The sequence below is a fragment of the Erwinia sp. JUb26 genome (genome assembly GCF_003751505.1).
GTDB lineage: Bacteria > Pseudomonadota > Gammaproteobacteria > Enterobacterales > Enterobacteriaceae > Erwinia.
Genome location: NZ_RJVB01000006.1, coordinates 264,381 through 286,085, shown reverse-complemented (window position 1 = coordinate 286,085; position 21,705 = coordinate 264,381). Strand labels below are relative to the sequence as shown.

General features: G+C 55.2%; 15 protein-coding genes. 7 read left to right on the top strand and 8 right to left on the bottom strand.

All coding sequences use genetic code 11. The features are described from left to right. The first annotated feature begins 58 nt into the window (after window positions 1-58). Window positions 59-1,249 (top strand): nicotinamide mononucleotide deamidase-related protein YfaY, encoded by a 1,191-nt coding sequence (locus EC836_RS16820; RefSeq protein WP_123335174.1) that lies wholly within the window; start codon window positions 59-61, stop codon window positions 1,247-1,249. An 81-nt stretch (window positions 1,250-1,330) separates the two neighbouring features. On the opposite strand, the gene yfaE is transcribed toward EC836_RS16820, so the two are convergent. The 4 genes from yfaE to ubiG all read right to left on the bottom strand — a co-directional run bounded on the left by yfaE (window position 1,331) and on the right by ubiG (window position 6,210). After that, a complete protein-coding gene (gene yfaE / locus EC836_RS16815) occupies window positions 1,331-1,591 on the bottom strand; it encodes a class I ribonucleotide reductase maintenance protein YfaE (protein ID WP_123335172.1) in 261 nt (86 codons plus the stop codon). Beyond that, complete coding sequence (gene nrdB, locus EC836_RS16810) at window positions 1,592-2,722, bottom strand: class Ia ribonucleoside-diphosphate reductase subunit beta (protein ID WP_123335170.1); 1,131 nt, start codon at window positions 2,720-2,722, stop codon at window positions 1,592-1,594. 75 nt (window positions 2,723-2,797) lie between these two features. Then, on the bottom strand, window positions 2,798-5,083 hold the full coding sequence (gene nrdA, locus EC836_RS16805) for a class 1a ribonucleoside-diphosphate reductase subunit alpha (protein WP_123335168.1): 2,286 nt from the start codon (window positions 5,081-5,083) through the stop codon (window positions 2,798-2,800). A 401-nt stretch (window positions 5,084-5,484) separates the two neighbouring features. Continuing rightward, window positions 5,485-6,210 (bottom strand): bifunctional 2-polyprenyl-6-hydroxyphenol methylase/3-demethylubiquinol 3-O-methyltransferase UbiG, encoded by a 726-nt coding sequence (ubiG, locus tag EC836_RS16800; RefSeq protein ID WP_123335166.1) that lies wholly within the window; start codon window positions 6,208-6,210, stop codon window positions 5,485-5,487. Window positions 6,211-6,402: 192 nt separating this feature from the next. Between ubiG and gyrA the strand changes: the two genes are divergently transcribed. From gyrA to EC836_RS16785, 3 genes are all read left to right on the top strand, one after another. Beyond that, window positions 6,403-9,039 (top strand): DNA topoisomerase (ATP-hydrolyzing) subunit A, encoded by a 2,637-nt coding sequence (gene gyrA / locus EC836_RS16795; RefSeq protein ID WP_123335163.1) that lies wholly within the window; start codon window positions 6,403-6,405, stop codon window positions 9,037-9,039. Between the two features lie 159 nt (window positions 9,040-9,198). Then, a complete protein-coding gene (locus tag EC836_RS16790; protein ID WP_123335161.1) occupies window positions 9,199-9,495 on the top strand; it encodes a hypothetical protein in 297 nt (98 codons plus the stop codon). 68 nt (window positions 9,496-9,563) lie between these two features. Further along, window positions 9,564-9,764, top strand: coding sequence for a hypothetical protein (locus EC836_RS16785; RefSeq protein WP_123335159.1), 201 nt, complete (start codon window positions 9,564-9,566; stop codon window positions 9,762-9,764). Here EC836_RS16785 and EC836_RS16780 read toward each other — a convergent pair. Next, the gene (locus tag EC836_RS16780; protein WP_123335157.1) at window positions 9,761-10,774 is read right to left on the bottom strand and encodes a hypothetical protein; all 1,014 of its coding nucleotides are present in this window, start codon (window positions 10,772-10,774) and stop codon (window positions 9,761-9,763) included. The two genes, EC836_RS16785 and EC836_RS16780, sit on opposite strands and share 4 nt — an antisense overlap. A 79-nt stretch (window positions 10,775-10,853) precedes the next feature. Between EC836_RS16780 and EC836_RS16775 the strand changes: the two genes are divergently transcribed. Then, complete coding sequence (locus EC836_RS16775) at window positions 10,854-11,855, top strand: AraC family transcriptional regulator (RefSeq protein ID WP_123335155.1); 1,002 nt, start codon at window positions 10,854-10,856, stop codon at window positions 11,853-11,855. Between the two features lie 94 nt (window positions 11,856-11,949). After that, window positions 11,950-14,799, top strand: a complete 2,850-nt coding sequence (rcsC, locus tag EC836_RS16770) for a two-component system sensor histidine kinase RcsC (protein ID WP_199735214.1) — start codon at window positions 11,950-11,952, stop codon at window positions 14,797-14,799. Between the two features lie 39 nt (window positions 14,800-14,838). Here the strand turns inward: rcsC and rcsB are convergent, their stop codons facing one another. The 3 genes from rcsB to EC836_RS16755 are packed head-to-tail and all read right to left on the bottom strand — an operon-like array spanning window position 14,839 to window position 19,322. Continuing rightward, window positions 14,839-15,489 (bottom strand): response regulator transcription factor RcsB, encoded by a 651-nt coding sequence (gene rcsB, locus EC836_RS16765; RefSeq protein ID WP_123335150.1) that lies wholly within the window; start codon window positions 15,487-15,489, stop codon window positions 14,839-14,841. Window position 15,490: 1 nt separating this feature from the next. Beyond that, window positions 15,491-18,154, bottom strand: coding sequence for a phosphotransferase RcsD (gene rcsD, locus EC836_RS16760; protein ID WP_123335148.1), 2,664 nt, complete (start codon window positions 18,152-18,154; stop codon window positions 15,491-15,493). Between the two features lie 13 nt (window positions 18,155-18,167). Next, window positions 18,168-19,322, bottom strand: a complete 1,155-nt coding sequence (locus EC836_RS16755; protein ID WP_123335402.1) for an MFS transporter — start codon at window positions 19,320-19,322, stop codon at window positions 18,168-18,170. Window positions 19,323-20,193: 871 nt separating this feature from the next. Here EC836_RS16755 and ompC point away from each other — a divergent pair. Continuing rightward, on the top strand, window positions 20,194-21,297 hold the full coding sequence (ompC, locus tag EC836_RS16750) for a porin OmpC (protein WP_123335146.1): 1,104 nt from the start codon (window positions 20,194-20,196) through the stop codon (window positions 21,295-21,297). The last annotated feature ends 408 nt before the right edge of the window (window positions 21,298-21,705 follow it).

Here is a 21,705-nt window from a genome sequence, read left to right as displayed (position 1 = left end):
TTGTTTTTATCGGGCGGGCTTCTTACAGTGTAAAGACCTGAGAAACCCGGAGATAAAAATGATAAGAGTGGAAATGCTTGCCACTGGTGATGAAGTGCTGCACGGTCAGATCGTGGATACCAACGCCGCATGGCTGGCGGGGGTGCTGTTCGAAAACGGTTTACCGATGACCAGCCGCCAGACGGTGGGTGACAGCCTCCCGGAGCTGGTCAGCGTGCTGACCGAGCGCAGTAAAATCGCCGATGTGCTGATTGTTAACGGTGGCCTTGGCCCGACCAGCGACGATCTCAGCTCGCTGGCTGCGGCAACGGCGGCCGGCGTCGGCCTTCAGATCCACCCGGAGTGGCTGGCCAAAATGGAAGCGTTCTTCGCCAGCCGCGGCAAACCGATGGCCCCCAGCAACCGCAAGCAGGCCGAAATCCCGGTCGGCGCTGAAATGCTGGATAACCCGGTGGGCACCGCCTGTGGTTTTGCGATTCAGCTGAACCGTTGCTGGATTTTCTTCACGCCCGGCGTGCCGTCAGAGTTTAAAACGATGGTTACCGGCGAAATCCTGCCACGCCTCAAATCCCGTTATCAGTTACCCGAACCGCCGCTGTGCCTGCGAATGACCACTTTTGGCCGTGGTGAAAGCGATCTGGCTTCGGCTATAGAACCGCTGCCGCTGCCGGAAGGCGTGGTGGTGGGCTATCGCGCTTCGATGCCGATTATTGAACTGAAGCTGAACGGTCCGGCGGACAAGCTGGCCGAGATGGAGCAGTTCTGGCAGCAGGTGCGTGAAATCGCCGGTGACAGCGTGATTTTCGAAGGTCTGGAGGGGCTGCCGGAGCAGCTGGCGCGTCGGCTGGGCGAACGCGAGCTGTCGCTCTGCGTTAGCGAACAGTTCACCGCAGGGCTGCTGCAGTGGCAGCTGGTTTCAGCCGGGGCCGCACTCAACGCGGGTAACGTGCTGCCCAATCGTCCGGAGTCCCTGAAGCAGCTGGCGGATCGCAGCCGCGTGCTGGCACAGGAAAACGATGCGCAGGTGGTGCTGATTGTTGGCGGGATCGAAGACGATAAGCTGGGTTTTGCGCTGAATACGCCGGACGGCGTTTTTGCTCAGCGCGTGAAATTTAACGTCAGCCGCCACGGTCTGAAAGCCCGGCAGGATATGGTCGCCATGCTGGCGCTGAACATGCTCCGCCGCTGGCTGAATGGTCAGACGGTCACCACCGGCCACGGCTGGATTGACGTGGTGGAAACACTGTAACGGCAGGCAGACAGGACGGGCAGCGACGCGGCGGTTGCCAGGATAGGAACGGGATTTTTTCTCCGGTGGGAAACCGCCGAATTACAGTTCGATCTCGATATCGCCCTTTGCCTGGCAGCAGCAGGGCAGGATCTCGCCCTGCTGAATAAACGCCAGCGGCTTGCTGGCGTAGCTGACTTCGCCTTTCAGCAGGCGGGTACGGCACGAACCGCAGTAGCCTTCCCGGCACTGATACTCTATGCAGACTTTATTCGCCTCAAGCGCGGCGAGCAGGGAGGGATGATGCTCCCTGCACTCCAGCTGCGTGCCGGAAGCACGCAGGGTAATAATCGAACGCGTCATTTACAGTTCGAAGTCGCTGAGATCGTCGGTATTCACTTCCGCATCAATCTGGCCGACCAGGTAGGAGCTGACCTCAACTTCCTGCGGTGCCACCTGCACGTTGTCCGACACCAGCCAGGAGTTAATCCATGGGATTGGGTTGGAGCGGGTTTTAAACGGCAAATCCAGACCCACGGCGTTCATACGAATATTAGTAATATATTCAATGTACTGCCACAGGATATCCTTGTTCATACCGATCATTGAGCCGCCGCTGAACAGGTATTCCGCCCACTCTTTTTCCTGCTCGGCTGCCAGCACGAACAGATCGTAGCACTCCTGGCGGCACTCTTCGGCAATCTCGGCCATTTCCGGATCGTCTTCACCGCTGCGCAGCAGGTTCAGCATGTGCTGGGTGCCTGTCAGGTGCAGGGCTTCATCACGAGCGATCAGCTTGATGATTTTGGCGTTGCCTTCCATCAGTTCGCGTTCTGCAAAGGCAAATGAACAGGCGAAGCTGACGTAGAAACGAATGGCTTCCAGCGCGTTGACGCTCATCAGGCAGATATACAGCTGCTTTTTCAGCGAACGCAGATTGACGGTGACGGTTTTGCCGGCCACCTCGTGGGTACCTTCACCCAGCAGATGCCAGTAGCTGGTCATCTCGATCAGATCGTCGTAGTAACCGGAGATATCCTTCGCGCGGGAGAGGATCTGCTCGTTAGCCACGATGTCGTCAAAGACCACGGCCGGATCGTTAACGATATTGCGGATGATATGGGTGTAAGAACGCGAGTGGATCGTTTCTGAGAACGCCCAGGTTTCTATCCAGGTTTCCAGCTCTGGGATCGAAATCAGCGGCAGCAGCGCCACGTTAGGGCTGCGCCCCTGAATCGAGTCCAGCAGCGTCTGGTACTTCAGGTTACTGATGAAAATGTGCTTTTCGTGATCCGGCAGCGCCTGATAGTCGATACGATCGCGTGAAACATCCACCTCTTCCGGACGCCAGAAGAAGGAGAGCTGCTTTTCAATCAGCTTTTCAAAGATATCGTATTTTTGCTGATCGTAGCGGGCAACGTTGACCGACTGACCAAAAAACATCGGCTCCAGCAGCTGGTCATTTTTGTTCTGTGAAAACGTGGTGTAAGCCATAAACAATTATCCGTCGTGGTAGCTGAATCGTGCTACAGGAAATCAGGGAGGGGGCCAGCGATGGCCCCCTGAAGATTAGATTTTGCAGGCGCCGCTTTCGCAGCCGTCATCCTGAACTGAAGGCACCAGATCATCCTGTGCATCTTCCGCACCATCACGGGTGTTCTGGTAGTACAGCGTTTTCACGCCGAACTTATAGGCGGTCAGCAGATCTTTCAGCAGCTGTTTCATCGGCACTTTACCGTTGGCGAAGCGCGTTGGGTCGTAGTTGGTGTTAGATGAAATTGCCTGATCGATAAACTTCTGCATCAGACCCACCAGCTGCAGATAGCCGTCGTTGTTCGGCATTTCCCACAGCAGTTCGTAGTTGTCCTTCAGACGCTCATACTCCGGCACCACCTGGCGCAGAATACCGTCTTTAGACGCTTTGATGCTGATATGGCCGCGCGGCGGTTCGATGCCGTTGGTGGCGTTAGAAATCTGCGAAGAGGTTTCCGACGGCATCAGGGCTGAAAGCGTGGAGTTACGCAGGCCGTGAGTTTTGATCGACTCGCGCAGCGCTTCCCAGTCCAGATGCAGCGGCTCGTTGCTGATCGCATCCAGATCTTTCTTGTAGGTATCAATCGGCAGAATACCCTGCGCATAGGTGGTTTCGTTAAACCACGGACACGCACCCTGTTCGATAGCCAGGTCGTTAGAGGCCTTCAGCAGCCAGTACTGAATCGCTTCGAAGGTTTTGTGCGTCAGGTTGTTGGCGCTGCCGTCGGAATAGCGCACGCCGTTTTTCGCCAGGTAGTAGGCGAAGTTGATCACGCCAATACCGAGGGTACGACGACCCATAGCACCGCGTTTAGCGGCTGGGATTGGATAATCCTGATAATCCAGCAGGGCATCCAGTGCGCGGACCGCCAGCGTGGCCAGCTCGCGCAGATCGTCAAGGCTTTCAATCGCACCCAGGTTAAACGCGGAAAGCGTACACAGGGCGATCTCACCGTTTTCGTCATTCACGTCCAGCAGCGGCTTGGTCGGCAGCGCGATTTCCAGGCACAGGTTAGACTGGCGAACGGGCGCGATAGCCGGATCGAACGGGCTGTGGGTGTTGCAGTGGTCCACGTTCTGAATGTAGATACGGCCGGTAGAGGCGCGTTCCTGCATCATCAGCGAGAACAAATCGACCGCTTTCACGCGCTGCTTACGGATGCTGTCGTCTTTCTCATATTTGGTGTACAGACGCTCAAATTCTGGCTGATCCGCGAAGAAGGCATCGTACAGACCCGGGACGTCGGACGGGCTGAACAGGGTGATCTCTTCCCCCTTCAGCAGGCGCTGATACATCAGCTTGTTCAGCTGCACGCCGTAGTCCATATGACGCACGCGGTTACCTTCGACGCCGCGGTTGTTTTTCAACACCAGCAGGCTTTCCACTTCCAGGTGCCACATCGGGTAGAACAGCGTTGCCGCACCGCCGCGTACGCCGCCCTGGGAACAGGATTTCACGGCGGTCTGGAAGTGCTTGTAGAACGGAATACAGCCGGTGTGGAACGCTTCACCGCCGCGAATCGGGCTGCCCAGCGCGCGGATGCGACCCGCGTTGATGCCGATACCGGCACGCTGTGAAACGTATTTCACGATTGCGCTGGAGGTGGCGTTAATCGAATCCAGGCTGTCGCCGCACTCGATCAGCACGCAGGAGCTGAACTGGCGGGTTGGGGTACGTACGCCGGACATAATTGGCGTCGGCAGAGAGATCTTAAACGTGGAGATCGCATCGTAGAAACGCTTAACGAAGTCCAGGCGCGTTTCGCGCGGGTAGCCGGAGAACAGGCAGGCGGCGACCAGAATGTAGAGGAACTGGGCGCTTTCATAAATTTCGCCGCTTACGCGGTTCTGCACCAGATACTTCCCTTCCAGCTGCTTAACCGCCGCGTAGGAGAAGTTCATATCACGCCAGTGGTCGATGAAACCGTCCATCTGCTCGAACTCTTCGCGGCTGTAGTCTTCCAGCAGGTGACGGTCATACTTGCCCATCTCCACCATGCGCGAAACCTGGTCGAACAGCTTCGGCGGCTCGAACTGGCCGTAGGCTTTTTTACGCAGGTGGAAAATCGCCAGGCGGGCGGCCATATACTGGTAATCAGGCGCATCGCGTGAGATCAGGTCGGCCGCAGACTTGATAATCGTCTCATGGATATCAGAAGTACGGATACCTTCGTAGAACTGGATATGCGAACGCAGTTCAACCTGAGAGACGGAGACATTTTGCAGCCCTTCGGCAGCCCAATCGAGCACACGGTGGATTTTATCTAGATCGATGCGTTCGGTACGGCCATCGCGCTTAGTGACAAGCAGACTCTGATTCATGTCGCGTTTTACCTGTTTTAAACAAATAATCCCCACGTTTATGCACAGCTTGCTCGTTGTGAGTAACTCTGTGGATAAACACTATATATAGGGGCTGAGAGAAGAATGGATAACAATATGGTGAGTATTCTAGTAACTTTCGTGGGGTTAACAAGCCTTGATTTTCACTGAAAATTGCTGTCGGCGCAGGGGCATTTTGGCTAAGTCCGCGTTTCTCAAGGCCCAAGGTCGATGTCAATGGGAAAAGATTTTTTTTCTAAATATGATCGAGCGCGGAAATATTGCGCAGCGTTGAAATTTACAGATTTTTCTGGCTCTAATGCGATTGCGATCGGGCGGAATTTTGTAGCAAAGGGCAGGCTGCGAAAAAAAGCCCCGGCCGGGTGACCGGGGCTGAAATTTTACTCAACGCGGTGCGTATGCACCATATAGTTGACGTCGACACCGGGTGCCAGCTTGAAGTGGTTGGTCAGCGGGTTGTAGTGCAGGCCAATCATATGGCGTTCGCGCAGCGTGGTTTCATCCACCCAGTTCAGCAGCTCGGCCGGGCGAATAAACTTCTTAATGTCGTGCGTACCGCGCGGCACCATGCGCAGAACGTATTCCGCACCGACGATCGCCATCAGCCAGGCCTTGCTGTTGCGGTTAATCGTGGAGAAGAACACCTCGCCGCCGGGCTTCACCAGCTTAGCGCAGGCGTGAACCACCGAGCACGGGTCCGGGACGTGTTCCAGCATTTCCATGCAGGTCACCACGTCGTACTGGCCGGCAAACTGCTCGGCGTGCTCTTCAACCAGCTGCTGGACGTAATCAATTTTGACACCGCTTTCCAGCGCGTGCAGGCGGGCAACCTGCAGCGGCTCCGCGCCCATATCAAGCCCGGTCACGATCGCACCTTCACGCGCCATGCTTTCCGCCAGGATCCCGCCGCCGCAGCCAACGTCGAGGATTTTCTTACCGAACAGCCCACCGGCATGCTGCGCAATATAGCCAAGGCGCAGCGGGTTAATGCGATGCAGCGGTTTGAACTCGCCTTCCAGATCCCACCAGCGCGAAGCAACGGCTTCAAATTTAGCAATTTCACCGCTATCAACGTTCTGTGCGGCCCCGTTTTGTTCTTTATTCATTGGGTTATTACTCCAGCCAAAGTTTGCTGCAGTATACATGTTTCGCGATGCCTGTGGGCAACGCTGCGGGCCACCGCAGCGTCAGAATGCAATAAAGCGGCCAAACTAACGCTTTCCATTCACCACCTGGGCGCAGTGTGATATACTTTCGCACCTTTGAATCCGGGAATAATCTAGAGGGATAGCGGCTCCATGAGCGACCTAGCCAGAGAAATCACACCGGTTAATATCGAGGAAGAGTTAAAGAACTCTTACCTGGATTATGCCATGTCGGTCATCGTTGGCCGCGCATTACCAGACGTTCGTGATGGTCTAAAGCCGGTTCACCGCCGTGTGCTTTACGCCATGAACGTTCTCGGTAACGACTGGAACAAACCGTATAAAAAATCCGCCCGTGTTGTCGGCGACGTTATCGGTAAATATCACCCGCATGGCGATACTGCCGTGTATGACACCATTGTGCGTATGGCACAGCCGTTCTCCCTGCGTTACATGCTGGTGGATGGCCAGGGTAACTTCGGTTCCGTCGACGGCGACTCCGCTGCAGCGATGCGTTACACCGAAGTGCGCATGTCTAAAATCGCCCACGAACTGCTGGCGGATCTGGAAAAAGAGACCGTCGATTTTGTGCCAAACTATGATGGCACCGAGCAGATCCCGGAAGTGATGCCAACGCGGGTGCCTAACCTGCTGGTGAACGGCTCTTCCGGTATTGCCGTGGGGATGGCGACCAACATTCCTCCGCATAACCTGACCGAAGTGATCAACGCCTGTCTGGCCTTTATCGAAGATGAGAACATCACCGTTGAAGGACTGATGGAGCACATCCCGGGGCCGGACTTCCCGACGGCGGCAATCATCAATGGCCGTCGTGGCATTGAAGAGGCCTACCGCACCGGCCGTGGCAAGATCTACATTCGCGCGCGCGCTGAAGTTGAAGCCGATGCTAAAACCGGTCGCGAAACCATTATCGTGCACGAAATTCCATATCAGGTGAACAAAGCGCGCCTGATTGAGAAAATGGCCGAACTGGTTAAAGAAAAACGTCTTGAAGGCATCAGCGCACTGCGCGATGAGTCCGATAAAGACGGCATGCGCATCGTGATTGAAGTGAAGCGCGATGCGGTCGGTGAAGTGGTTCTTAACAACCTCTACTCGCTGACGCAGCTGCAAACCTCCTTCGGTATTAACATGGTGGCGCTGCATCAGGGCCAGCCTAAAATTATGCCGCTGAAGGATATTCTTGAAGCCTTCGTGCGTCACCGCCGTGAAGTGATTACCCGCCGTACCATCTTCGAGCTGCGCAAGGCACGCGATCGTGCGCACATCCTTGAAGCGCTGGCCGTGGCGCTGGCCAACATCGACCCGATCATTGAGCTGATCCGTCGTGCGGCATCGCCTGCTGAAGCAAAAGCGGGGCTGATTGCGCGTTCGTGGGAGCTGGGCAACGTTTCTGCGATGCTGGAACGTGCCGGTGACAACGCCGCGCGTCCGGAATGGCTGGAAGAGCAGTACGGTATTCGCGACGGTCAGTACTACCTCACCGAGCAGCAGGCTCAGGCGATTCTGGATCTGCGCCTGCAGAAACTGACCGGCCTTGAGCATGAGAAGCTGCTGGACGAGTACAAAGAACTGCTGATGCAGATCGCTGAACTGCTGCGCATTCTGGAAAGCGCCGACCGCCTGATGGAAGTGATCCGCGAAGAGCTGGAGCTGATCCGCGATCAGTTCGGCGATAAGCGCCGCACCGAAATCACCGCGAACAGCGCCGACATCAACATCGAAGACCTGATCACTCAGGAAGATGTTGTGGTTACGCTTTCGCATCAGGGTTATGTTAAGTACCAGCCGCTGAGCGACTACGAAGCTCAGCGCCGTGGTGGTAAAGGTAAATCGGCAGCGCGCATCAAAGAAGAAGACTTCATTGACCGCCTGCTGGTTGCCAACACGCACGATACTATTCTGTGCTTCTCAAGCCGTGGCCGTCTCTACTGGATGAAGGTTTATCAGCTGCCGGAAGCCAGCCGTGGTGCGCGTGGACGTCCAATCGTCAACCTGCTGCCGCTTGAGGCCAACGAGCGTATCACCGCGATTCTGCCGGTGCGTGAATACGCCGAGGGCTGGAACATCTTTATGGCGACCGCCAGCGGTACCGTGAAGAAAACCGCTCTGACCGAGTTCAGCCGTCCGCGCAGCGCCGGTATCATTGCCGTCAACCTGCGTGACGACGACGAACTGATCGGCGTGTCGCTGACCAACGGCAGCGATGAGGCGATGCTGTTCTCCGCCGCGGGTAAAGTGGTGCGCTTTGCGGAAAGCGCCGTACGTGCCATGGGCCGTACCGCTTCCGGCGTGCGCGGCATCAAGCTGGCCGAAGGCGATCGCGTGGTGTCACTGATTGTGCCACGTGATGACGGCGCGATCCTGACGGTGACCCAGAACGGTTACGGTAAGCGTACGGCTAATACGGAATACCCAACCAAATCGCGTGCAACGCAGGGCGTTATCTCGATCAAGGTCACCGATCGCAACGGACCGGTTATCGGTGCGGTACAGGTGGTCGACAGCGATCAGATCATGATGATTACCGATGCCGGTACGCTGGTGCGTACGCGCGTTTCGGAAGTCAGCGTGGTTGGCCGTAACACCCAGGGCGTTATTCTGATCCGTACTGCGGAAGAAGAAAACGTGGTGGGCCTGCAGCGCGTAGCCGAACCGGTTGCGGAAGAAGAGCTGGATGCCATCGACGGTAGCGTCGCGGAAGGGGATGACGAGATCGCCCCGGAAGTGGACACCGATGATGATGCCCCCGAGGCAGATGACGAGTAATCGTTGATGCTTGCCAGTGAGAAAAGCCGGTTCAGATGAACCGGCTTTTTTATTGCCAAAAATTGAAGACTGGAAGAGGTTACGCAGAAATATCCCCTCTGTCTGACGGCGGTGACCAAAGCTGATAAAGATGCACAGCACACAAAAGGAAAGGTGGCTATGCATATTACCGTCAGAAAGTTTTCAACTCCCATGCTGAGTGATGCGGTGAGTTATCTGGTGAGCGTGGATAAGCGTGATGGAAAGAATAATGAATACGTTGTGGAAATCGCCCGACTGAATGAGTCGATGTATTGTGTATTTGATGAAGTCTGGTCAGAAGAGTATTTACGAAATTGCTGCTGGATGGTTAGTTTTTATACTCTTGATGCGTTATTCTCTCTTGAGTTGTGTGGCCGGTTTGAGCCGGATAAACGGATGGCGTTTACTCGCCGTGAGCTGGAACATTTACGATAACCTTTTACAGCGCTATGCGGTGAAAAAAGGTTTTTATTACCATCGGACATGGGTGCAGGAGGCTGTTTATGTCATCGAAAAAAAAGGGAAGAAATCAGGCGAAAAGCCAGATAACAGGTCGCCCCAGCCGGGACGACATTGTGAACAAAGCGAAAGCGATTATGCAATCGAATGCGAGCAGGATGCATGACATTCTGATGAAGCATGGCTCGCTGGGAGAGCTGGGGCCTGAACTCTCAGCCGAACCTCCCTCTGCGTTTAGCGGCTAAGGATTTTTTGCGGTACTTTCAATTCCCAGGTGCTGGAGAAACACTGTAATTGCGGTGATCGTCTGCTGGTGAATCAACTCCCGCTGCGACGCGGGAGTATCGCAGATAAATGCTTCCCCTTCTTCAGCCAGAATCTTCTCTGCCGTCGGCTGACAGACCGGCAGGAAATCAAAGTGCCCGGCCTGCTGAATGACGATCCTCGGAGTGGGTATTTTCTCCGTTCCCAGCGTCATTTTTCCCGTTGGCCGGCTGTAATAGCCTGCGGCAATCGTCAACACCGGAATGGAAATGGCCTTCAGGCTTTCCGGCGTCAGGACATAGCTCATCCCCGGATCGAGCGCGATGGCAAATTTAATGCGCGGATCGCGATAGTTAGCCGCGAGGCGGGCATCATCGGTTTTCTCCAACTGTACGCCGTTCTGCTTGTAGAAGCGGCAGTCCGGCATCTGCGGCATAGCCTCACAGTAATGATCTAAGCGCTGGCGGTTAATCAATCCGCCCGCCAGCGCCAGCACGCTGTAACCGCCTTTGGAGTGGCCTGCCGCGCCGATTTTCGTTGCATCAATGGCGTTCTTCCATGCGGAGTCAGTAAGATAGTGATCCAGTATCAGCGACAGGTCACGGGTTTGCAGCGTAAGATCCGTTTCGGGCCGTGAATCCCCGGTGGTACTTCCGGGATGGCTGGCCGCCACCACGATAGCGCCGCGTTCTGCCAGTGCCGTCGCCAGCCAGGCAAGATTCGTATTATTCCCTCCGCTACCGTGGCTTAATAAAATCAGCGGGAAGTGGCCGCTGGCGAGCGGGGCATCGGGGATCGCTCTGTATCCGGTAAATACACTATTGTTGCCCATCAGCTGCGGTTCGCCTCTGCCAGAGGTGGGATAAAACAGCCGCACCTTGAGATCTCGTCCCGAGGAGATGTTTTCCAGCGTTTCCAGTCGGCTTCCCACGCTATAGCTCCAGCCGCTGACGGGAATGAGTAAAAGGACCAGGTAAATAAACAGGCGCATTAATTTCTCTCCTTGTGTATAAAGAGCCCATTATCAGTTTGTTAGCGCCGCCTGGCGTCCTCGATCGCGATAGAGTCCTATGTTGATACCGATTAATTTTTTGCTGAGCCTGATTTGCCTGCTGCTGCTGATTAAACGCTGGCAGGCGGGATGGGTGTGGCGCATTCTGCTGCTGCTCTGCCTGGTCCACAGCCTGAATGCAGGAATCAGTACGCTGTTGAACAGCGGCGTCTGGCATAAGCTGCAGCCGATCACCGGTGCCATGCTGCCGATCGCCTGCCTGCTGGCGCTGATGGAGCAGCAGGGAAAGCCGCTGCGCTACGGTGTTAGCGCACTGCCGGTATTGCTGATGGTGGCGGTCGTCATCGGGCTGCCACAGGCTATAGATGTGCTGATGCCGGTTATCTGGTTGACCTGCGCGGGTCTGATGCTGTTTTCGCTCAAGGCAGGCAGCGATGCGCTGCCAATGGTGATGCTGGAGCGCAGCACGCTCACCGTTAAAACCTGGCGTTGGCTGGCGATCGTGCTGATTTCGGTGGCGCTACTGGATGTGATCGTGTCGCTGCTGGTTAACGTTGCCGGTGGGGCAGGTGTTGAGCTGCTGCTGTTTTGTGGGAATCTGCTGGTCTGTGCGGTTTTATCGCTGCCGCTGGTGCTGGCACCATCGCATCACGCCGTGCCGGAATGTGAGTCTGAGTCTAAACCCGTTGTGCCAGGACAGCCCGAAACCGGGGATCTCGATATTCTGCTGTGCATCGAGCGTCTGATGCAGGATGGCCTGTACCGGCGGGCAGACTTAAATCTGGCGCTACTGGCGCGTAAAGCCGGGATCCCGGCGCGGCGTGTTTCAGCGGCGATTAATGCGCTGCGGCAGCAAAGTGTGTCGCAATATGTTAACGGCTGGCGGATTACAGAGGCCTGCGAGCGCCTGCGGGGAGAAGACAGTACCATTATTGAGATTATGGAGGAGGTCGGATTCCAGACGAAATCCAACTTCAATCGCGAATTTCGCCGGGTTTGCGGTACAACTCCGACGGAGTGGCGGAAATCCCCTTCAGAACAGACTGAATTAACGCGCTGAGTCTGTGGTGCAAACTGGCTTTTTTAGCAAGCTGGCGCTACTGTATCGGCACGTTTTCTACCATCAGCCTGTTTCGGACGCCAGTGGGTTCCATTTGAAATATCTCGTCTCTTTCCGCACCACGTTAAGAATTTCCCGCTATCTGTTCCGCGCGCTGGCGTTGATGTTGTGGACGCTGGGTGCGCTGCTGACCGCGTTTTACATTATCAATGTATTGCATGAAAGAGAATCGCAGGTCCGTCAGGAGTTTAACACCAGCTACGACCAAACGCAGTGGTATGTCCGGCACTCGGCGGATGTCACCCGCGAGCTGAAGTTTATTGCCGAGAACCGGCTGAATGCCGCCAGCAACGGGCTCGATCTGTTAAGCGGCGTCTTCCCGGGTAAAACCGCCACGCCGCAGTTTTATCCGCTGTATGCCGATTCCGACTGTAGCGCGATGAGCAATACGTGGCGCAGCTCTCTCGAATCCCTCAGCTACTTCCTGCACTACTGGAAGGATAACTTTGCCACGGCCTACGATCTGAACCGGGTCTTCTTTGTGGGCGGCGAAAGCCAGTGCCTGGCCGACTTTGGCGTCGGCAACGCCTCGGTGGACCGTGAAAGGGCATTAAAACTGTTGAATGAGCGTATCCTCAAGTACCGCAACGGCAATGAGGATGAGCGTAAAAGTAGTCTCTTCTGGGTGGCTCCGGCGGCGCAGCCCGGCGTCGGCTACTACTACATGATTACCCCGGTTTACATCGCGAATAAAGTGGCGGCGCTGCTTGGCATCGAGCAGACCATTCGCATGGAAGATTTTATTACTCCGGGAAGCCTGCCGGTAACGGTGACGCTGGTCGATGAAGATAATCAGCGAGTGCTGTCCTCAGCGCGCGGCGGTCCGGCGTTTTCATCCGATGATTTACCGGATGACGACGGCTGGTTTGGCTATGTGCAGGGCTATAAACAGTTGATTATGAAGAAGAGCCTGCCGCCTTCTTCCCTTAGCGTGGTGTATTCCGTGCCGACCGATGTGATGGTGGAACAGCTGAAGATCCTCATCGTCAATGCGGTGCTGCTGAACCTGATAAGCGCACTGCTGCTGTTTACCCTGGCATGGCTGCTGGAGCGGCGGATGTTTTTACCGGCGGAGGATAACGCGCACCGCCTGGAAGAACACGAGCAGTTTAACCGTAAAATCGTCGCTTCCGCCCCGGTGGGGATCTGTATCCTGCGAACCAGCGACGGCACGAATATCCTCAGTAACGAGCTGGCGCACAACTATCTCACTATCCTGACGCAGGAAGATCGCCAGCGGTTGACCGAAATTATCTGTGGCCAGCAGGCTAATCTGGTGGATGTACTGACCGGCAGTAATACCAACCTGCAAATCAGCTTTGTTCACTCCCGCTATCGCAACGAAAACGTCGCTATCTGCGTGCTGGTGGACGTTAGTGCGCGCGTGAAGATGGAAGAGTCGCTGCAGGAGATGGCGCAGGCGGCGGAGCAGGCCAGTCAGTCCAAGTCGATGTTCCTGGCCACCGTGAGCCACGAACTGCGTACGCCGCTGTACGGCATTATCGGTAACCTCGATCTGCTGCAAACCAAAAGCCTGCCCCAGGGCGTTGAGTCGCTGGTCACCGCGATGAACAACTCCTCCAGCCTGCTGTTGAAGATCATCAGCGATATCCTCGACTTCTCCAAAATCGAATCGGAGCAGCTGAAAATCGAACCGCGCGAGTTCTCCCCGCGCGAAGTGGTCACACATATCACCTCGAACTATCTGGCGATGGTGATTAAGAAACGCCTGACGCTGTGGTGCTTTATCGACAGCGAGGTGCCGGTGACGCTGAACGGCGACCCGATGCGCCTGCAGCAGGTGCTTTCTAACCTGCTGAATAACGCCATTAAATTCACCCATACCGGCGGCATTATCCTGCATGTCTACGTGCGCGATGGCTATCTGGCGTTTCGCGTGCGCGACACGGGCGTGGGGATCCCGGCCAAAGAGGTGATCAAGCTGTTCGATCCGTTCTTCCAGGTCGGCAGCGGCGTACAACGCAATTTCCAGGGAACCGGGCTGGGGCTGGCAATCTGTGAAAAGCTGATCAACATGATGGACGGCGATATTGAAGTGGACTCCGAGCCGGGAATGGGCAGCCAGTTTATTATCCGCATTCCCCTTTATAACAGCCAGGTCGTGGCGCCGGTGCTGAATGCAGGGCTACAGGACAAACACTGCTGGCTGGCGCTTCGTAACGATACACTGGCGGATTTCCTCTGCCGCTCGCTGCCGCAGCAGGGCATTCAGGTTCATCGCTATGAGGGGGAATATGGCGCGGATGATGTAGTGATCACCGACCATGATTTCCAGCCGGACAGCGACGTACGTGCGGTGATCCGCTTCGACGGCAGCCATAACGGCGCGCCGCAGGAGCTGATTGCCGGGCGCTGGATCTACAGCACGATTGCGCCTCACGAACTGGTGGCGCTGCTGGGGCGGATCTACCGCGTTGAAGTCGAACTACCGGACGGGCTGCCGCAGGCGGTTGCCGCCGAACCGCGAGCGGTCAGCAACGACGATATTCTGATTCTGGTGGTGGACGATCATCCGATAAACCGTATGCTGCTGTCCGATCAGCTGGGTTCGCTGGGTTACAGGGTGAAAACCGCGCAGGATGGCGTTGACGCACTGAACGTCATCAGCCGCAGTGAGATCGATATTGTGCTGACCGACGTGAATATGCCGAATATGGACGGCTATCGCCTGACTCAGCGTCTGCGCCAGCTGGGGCAAACCTTCCCGGTGGTCGGCGTTACTGCCAACGCGCTGGCAGAAGAGAAGCAGCGTTGCATGGAGGCGGGGATGGATAACTGTCTGTCGAAGCCGGTGACGATGGATGTTCTGCAGCAGGCGCTGGCGTTTTATGCAGAGCGGGTAAGAAAGGGCAGGGCGGATTAATACGCACGGGGCGGCCCGAAAGCGCCGCCCCGTTGCGGATCAGTCTTTATCGACCGATGACATGCTGACGGATGAAAGGTAGTTCAGCAGGGCAATGTCGTTTTCCACGCCCAGCTTCATCATCGCCGACTTCTTCTGGCTACTGATGGTTTTGATGCTGCGGTTCAGTTTCTTGGCAATTTCAGTCACCAGGAAGCCTTCCGCAAACAGGCGCAGTACTTCGCTCTCTTTCGGTGACAGGCGTTTGTCGCCGTAACCGCCCGCGCTGATTTTCTCCAGCAGTTTCGCCACGCTCTCTGGCGTATATTTTTTGCCTTTCTGCAGTGCAGCCAGCGCCTTCGGCAGGTCGGTTGGCGCACCTTGTTTTAGCACGATGCCTTCGATATCCAGATCCAGCACGGCGCTGAGAATTGCCGGGTTATTGTTCATGGTCAGAACGATAATGGACAGGTCAGGATAGTGGCGCTTGATGTATTTGATCAGTGTAATGCCATCACCGTATTTATCGCCTGGCATAGACAGGTCGGTGATCAGCACGTTGGCCTCAAGTTTTGACAGGCTGTTGATCAGGCTCGTTGAGTCTTCAAATTCCCCAACGACGTTGACCCATTCAATTTGCTCGAGGGATTTACGAATACCAAACAGGACAATAGGATGGTCGTCGGCAATGATTACATTCAGGTTATTCATATTATGGGTTACCTTGCTGCAGCAGGTCGTTGACGTAGTGGTCAATTTCACTGGTGGTATTTTTAATGTTTGAATCGTTACATTCGCGGATGTGCTGCTCTAGCATTTCGCAGAGCTGCTTGCCGGGGAGCAAGTTGAGCATGGCAAACACACCTTTCAGCCGGTGTGCTGTCTGAGCAAGCGCACTGTATTCCCTGTTTGCTGCCTCATTATACAACCTCCTGACATCATCCGGAACTGTGTCCACAAATAGCTGGAAATAACCGCTGGCAAAAAGCTGTGCCAAATCCTGCGGTTCCATGCTGTCATCAACCGACTCCTCCTGAGCCAGCTGTTGTTCTATCAGCTGCAGCAGTGCGTCCTGCATTGCGCTGCTGATATTGAAATTAACCCGATACTGGCCGTGTGCCAGTAACGTAAAGCCCGGTTCGTCATCGGCCAGCAGAAGCGACCACGGCGTCAGTTTCGCCGGATCGTCAGTAACCAGCACATCGTGCTGCTGGCCGGAGAAGCGTTCATCCGGCGTGATGCAGTTCGCGCCCCAGTCTTCAAGCTGACGCACCACAATTCTGCGTACGTCATCAACGGTGATATCAATCAGGGCATTAACGCCGTCCAGCAGCTTCTCTTCCTGATCCTGCTGAGGCTCCAGCGACATGGGCAGCTGGATGCTGTAGCGTGAGCCGATCTCCGCCGCCGCGTGGATCTCCATCTGGCCGCCGAGCTGTTTGCACAGCTGCTTACAGAGGAAGAACGCCATACCGGACGCCTGACCAAAGCGATCTTTATGCGTTTCACCAAGGAACGGGAAGTCGTTGTTGGCCATTTCATCAGCGGAAAGGCCGGATCCGGTATCGACAATATCAATCACCAGCCGATCCGGGTTTTCCGGCAGCGTGTCAACGGTAACGCTGACCCGCCCCCACGTGGTGGTGGTGATGGCATAGTACAGCAGCGTGGAGAGAATTTTTGCCACCGCGCGCCGATCGCCCAGCCGCAGCTCATCGCTGCTCAGGTGGTTGGCGATCATCAGCGTCAGGCCTTTTCGCCGCATTGCCGGCAGAACGTCCTGAGCCAGTTCGTCCAGCAGGCCCTGCAGGCTAAACGGGCTGACCTCGGGTGCCCAGTCCAGCGTTTCAAGCTGGTTAAGCAGTACGATATCGTCAATCAGCCGCTCCAGGGACTGCGCGGATTCCAGAGACTGATGCAGTGATTCAACATCGTAATCACTGCCCAGGGTCAGCAGTCGCTGGATCACGTCGTTCAGCGGGCGCTGGAGAGCATGACCCAGATTTTGCAGCAGCTGCTGCCGAGACTGGTGGTTTTTATCGAGCACCTGCTGCGCCTTCTGCAGCTTTTTGTTCACCAGCAGCTCACGATCCTGGTCGCGCATCATAAACAGCTGCGTATGCGGTGAAATCGCGCTGCGCGCGTGGCGGATCTCATAAACTTCGTTGTTCACCGTTGCCTGCAGGACGCCCTGATGCTGATCGGACATGTTAATGATTTTCTGCAGGTTTAAATGCGGCAGCAGGTGCTCGGCAATCTTGTTGCTGAGCAGGGTGCGGTTGTTGGCGAAGTCGTAGACCAGCAGACCCACCGGCAGCGTGGCGATAATCTCTTCATTCAGCTGGCGCAGGGATTCCAGCTCGGCGCTCTGATTCTCACTGGGGCGCAGCGACTGCTGGCGTAGCAGGAACAAACCGGCCAGCGACAGCAGTAGCAGGCTGAGATTCGCCAGTAGCGGCCAGAGCAAATTGTGCAGTGTATCCAGCGCCAGCTCGGTCACCGGCACGCGATAAACCAGCTGGAGTGGGGTGCCGGAAAGCGAGGTGGCGATTTCGATATTCGGGTTCACCCAGTTGATGCGCGCTTTATTACTGTTATTCTCGCTATCGCTGCCTTCCGCTACCGGCGAAGTATCCTGCCGCAGCTGGAAGTTTTCCAGCGGCATGGCTTCAGGAATGATGTCGTTGACCGGTAGATCGAACGCCACCACCGTCGCCAGATGGCCGGGCTGATTAAAGGTGGTGCGCATGGTGAAATAGTGGTCGTTCTGCCAGCTCAGACGGCGCAGCGGGGAGAAACTTTCACGCTCATCCAGCGCATTCGCCTGCTGCAGCATCTCCGCGCGCCGCGCCTCAACGATGGTGCTGATGGCGCTGTCTTTATAGCGGGATGCCATATCTTTCAGCGGCAGCGTCGATACCAAAATCAGGCTGTTATCCTGGCCGTTGAGAAAATACATCGACCACGTGCTGTTTTCTGCGCCCCACAGGGTGTCCAGATAGTTGGACATGCGCAGTGACATGTCCAGCGTACCGCTGTCGTGCGAACCAAAAATCAGCGCTTCCGTTTTACGCCTGCTCTTTTCCAGCGCGTAGACATCAGGGCGCAAACGCGTTTCCTGCAGGCTTTCGGACGGAGAGGTACCCGCCGCGCTGGCGGCAAGGTTTTCATAAATCTGCCAGGTAGCAAAACGATACGTATCAATGCGCTTTTGCATGACATGAGTGATGTCGTTCATCACATAGTGCCGGGCCGTGAGCCAGGCGCTGACGGCGTTCTGGATCATAAAGCCGGATGCCAACAGTAGCAGCAGAATAAACAGCACGAAAAATCGCGTAACGTTAGCGGAGGTCAGCGGAAATTTATAGGTCGTCATACGCTGGCACCGATCATCGGGTAATCGCTCGCGCACTGGCGGCAACGACGAGCAGCAGTGCGGCCACGGCGGTAAACGCGATGGAAAGGCTCGACAGCTGGGCGATAAAGCCGATCAGCGCCGGTCCGGCGAGAATACCCGCATAGCCAATGGTGGTCATCGCCGAAATGGCCAGATTGACCGGCATGGTTTTTTGACTGCCTGCCGCGCTGAACATAATCGGTACGGTATTTGATGCGCCAAACCCCACCAGCAGGAAGCCGAGTAGCGTCATTGTCGAGTCGTCGATGGTCACCGCCAGCCCTAATCCTGCGGCGGCGCACAGTGAACCAAAGAACAGCGTTGCCGTTCGGCCTGCTTTTAACACAACCCAGTCGCCGCATAATCTGCCAATGGTCATGGCGACGGAAAAGACCGCATAGCCCATCCCGGCCTGCGCGGCGGGCATATCACGGTTATGAGTTAAAAACAGCGCGCCCCAGTCAAGAATGGCGCCTTCGGCCAGAAACAGGATAAAGCACAATACGCCGAGGAACAGCACCCAACCGCGCGGCACCACAAACACGGGCGTATCCGGCTGATGCAGGCGTTCATTAAGGATATGGCTCTGGCAGAACAGATAAAGTGCAATCAGCAGTAGATTAATCACCAGCACCGCATGGACCGGCGTCATGCCCAGCGCCAGAATCAGGCTCATTAGCCCGGCTCCGATGATACCACCCATGCTGAAGAAGCCGTGGAAACCGGACATCATCGCTTTGCCCGAACTTTTTTCGACTTCTACCGCCTGAATATTCATCGCCACGTCGATCGTGCCGATCGACGCCCCAAAGGCAATCAGCGCGAGCGCGAGCGAGAAGGGGGAGGAGAGCACGGCCAGCAGAGGAAGCAGCATCAGTAACAGGATACTGCCGCAGGTTATGATTCGCTTACAGCCATAACGACCCACCAGAATACCGGTCAACGGCATCGCAACCAGCGAGCCCAGCCCGAGAAACAGCAGCAGCGTGCCGAAGGAGGCATCGCTTAACACGGCACGATCTTTCGCGTAGGGGACCAGCGGAGCCCAGGCGGACATGCCAATCCCGGCAATCAAAAAGACCACGCGAGTGGCCCGCTGATTTAGCCGCGCTTCAGTTGCTGAGATTTGCGTTTCCAGTGTTGTCATTTTATCCATTCAGCCTGTGCAAAGTTAACCCCGTTTTTTACCATAATTGCCGGTGGTAAAGAAGCGCAACGCTGCGTTGGGGCGCTATCTTTGCCGATCGTCAGGGCTATCTCATCCGTCAGGCAGAGTTAATAGCCCGAAAGGAAAATGCTGTGAATCGGAATCGTCGGGAAGTGGTTATTTCCCAGAGGAGTCCTGGCTCCGGCAGGTGCTGACAACGACACCCGTAAGCAGGAAGGGATCATCAACCGCTGCGATGCGCGCGTTGCGATAGTCACGGAAGGGGATGAGTTATCGGCTGGGGATTCCGCGCTAATCAACGCGATTACGCGTGAATTGGAAGATTAATCGGAGTCGATAATTTTTCCTTTGCGCAGGAATGATGGAGAAAAGGTATTTAATTTCTGTGGGAAATTAATTTTCCAGTTTCTGAAAGGTGAATTTCGGGAAAAAAAACCGGACCATAAAGTCCGGTGGAAATATTTGGGGTGACACAAATCATTCGGGGGAATGAAGGTAATAATGAAATTAAATGATGATAGCGTAATTATTATAGCTTCCGCTGAATGGAAATATTTATCATTCAGTGCGCACGGATTTTGGTTTAAATTATTGATTTTTAGTAATTAAATTAATTTTTGATTATTGGTGCTATATAAGTTATCAATAAGTGCCGTATAAAAGTTCCCTGAAATTCATACTTTGAAATATATGGAATATGTTCTGAAACATATTCTTGTATTTGGTATCATTTTCTTCATGGATTATTGCTCATAGTCCATTAATATGATTTTCAACGCTGAATTAATACATTCAGTACTCAGTGGTAAAGCAGTGGCAAATAAGACAAATATAATGAGAGGGTACTAACATGAAGCTTCGCGTTCTTTCGCTGATGATTCCAGCTCTGCTGGTAGCCGGTACCGCTGGCGCAGCTGAAATCTATAACAAAGACGGCAACAAACTGGATCTTTTCGGCAAAGTTGACGGCCTGCACTACTTCTCCGATGACAACGGCACAGATGGCGACCAGTCCTATCTGCGCTTCGGTTTCAAAGGTGAAACTCAGGTTACCGACCAACTGACCGGCTACGGCGAGTGGGAATATCAGGTTGCACTGAACAATGCGGAATCCCAGGGTACCGATAACAACTATACCCGTGTTGGTTTCGCCGGTCTGAAATTTGGCGATGCGGGTTCACTCGACTACGGCCGTAACTACGGTGTGATGTACGATATCGGCGCATGGACTGACGTTCTGCCTGAGTTCGGTGGTGATACCTACGGTGCGGATAACTTCCTGTTCCAGCGCTCAAGCGGCCTGGCAACCTATCGTAATAACGACTTCTTTGGTCTGGTGGATGGCCTGAACTTCGCCATTCAGTACCAGGGCAAAAACGGCAACGCTGAAGAAACGAACAACGGTCGCGATGTTCTGGGCCAGAACGGCGATGGCTGGGGTCTGTCAACCACCTATGACATCGGTGAGGGCTTCGGTATCGGTGCCGCGATGTTCTCTTCCGATCGTACCGACGATCAGAACAACAGTGCCGTACTGGGCCACGGCGATCGCGCAACCGCTTACTCAGGCGGTCTGAAATACGACGCGAACAACATCTACCTGGCGGCAATGTACAGCCGTTCTTATAACGCCACCCGTTTCGGCAGCCTTGATTCGACCGCTTACGGCTACGCTAACCAGGCGGATAACTGGGAACTGGTTGCACAGTACCAGTTCGACTTTGGTCTGCGCCCATCGCTGGCGTTTGTTAGCTCACGCGGCAAACAAATCGAAGGTTACGGTTCTCAGAACCTGAAACGCTACATTGATGTGGGTACGACTTACTACTTCAACAAAAACATGTCCACCTACGTTGATTACCAGATCAACCTGCTGGATGACAGCGCATTCACTAACGCAGCGGGTATCAACACCGACGACGTAGTTGCAGTTGGTCTGGTTTACCAGTTCTAAGAGCTGTTGCTGTTGGCGGGCTGAAGAATATCCTGAAGCCTGTGAGTTGAAAGTAACTGAGCCGCTATCTTTTCAAGATGGCGGCTTTTTTATCACCTGCGGCTGGGTAACCCTCACTTCAATTCACCTCACATCATCCTTTCCGAAACGTGCCTGCATTAAACCGCCATGCGTTTTTCACTCATTGCGCATTGCTTATCGCTGCGGTATGGCGAGCCCGGCCCGACCTCTGCGGCGGCTGGACGGTCCTCGCGTCATGCTGCGCATGATGCCTTCGTTTCCGGCTTCTGGTCTTGCGGACCGGCACGGAGTGGGCGTCCTGCCCACGCCGTACCTGAAACCCGCGTCCATGCGGGTCTCTCCGGCCCAGAAGCCTGCACCTCAGCGCTGCGGATTGCCCGGCCGCCG

Bases quoted from the DNA above. Each gene is read 5' to 3' on its own strand.
- EC836_RS16820 (WP_123335174.1), top strand. From the start codon at position 59: ATGATAAGAGTGGAAATGCTTGCCACTGGTGATGAAGTGCTGCACGGT.
- yfaE (WP_123335172.1), bottom strand. From the start codon at position 1,591: ATGACGCGTTCGATTATTACCCTGCGTGCTTCCGGCACGCAGCTGGAG.
- nrdB (WP_123335170.1), bottom strand. From the start codon at position 2,722: ATGGCTTACACCACGTTTTCACAGAACAAAAATGACCAGCTGCTGGAG.
- nrdA (WP_123335168.1), bottom strand. From the start codon at position 5,083: ATGAATCAGAGTCTGCTTGTCACTAAGCGCGATGGCCGTACCGAACGC.
- ubiG (WP_123335166.1), bottom strand. From the start codon at position 6,210: ATGAATAAAGAACAAAACGGGGCCGCACAGAACGTTGATAGCGGTGAA.
- gyrA (WP_123335163.1), top strand. From the start codon at position 6,403: ATGAGCGACCTAGCCAGAGAAATCACACCGGTTAATATCGAGGAAGAG.
- EC836_RS16790 (WP_123335161.1), top strand. From the start codon at position 9,199: ATGCATATTACCGTCAGAAAGTTTTCAACTCCCATGCTGAGTGATGCG.
- EC836_RS16785 (WP_123335159.1), top strand. From the start codon at position 9,564: ATGTCATCGAAAAAAAAGGGAAGAAATCAGGCGAAAAGCCAGATAACA.
- EC836_RS16780 (WP_123335157.1), bottom strand. From the start codon at position 10,774: ATGCGCCTGTTTATTTACCTGGTCCTTTTACTCATTCCCGTCAGCGGC.
- EC836_RS16775 (WP_123335155.1), top strand. From the start codon at position 10,854: ATGTTGATACCGATTAATTTTTTGCTGAGCCTGATTTGCCTGCTGCTG.
- rcsB (WP_123335150.1), bottom strand. From the start codon at position 15,489: ATGAATAACCTGAATGTAATCATTGCCGACGACCATCCTATTGTCCTG.
- rcsD (WP_123335148.1), bottom strand. From the start codon at position 18,154: ATGACGACCTATAAATTTCCGCTGACCTCCGCTAACGTTACGCGATTT.
- EC836_RS16755 (WP_123335402.1), bottom strand. From the start codon at position 19,322: ATGACAACACTGGAAACGCAAATCTCAGCAACTGAAGCGCGGCTAAAT.
- ompC (WP_123335146.1), top strand. From the start codon at position 20,194: ATGAAGCTTCGCGTTCTTTCGCTGATGATTCCAGCTCTGCTGGTAGCC.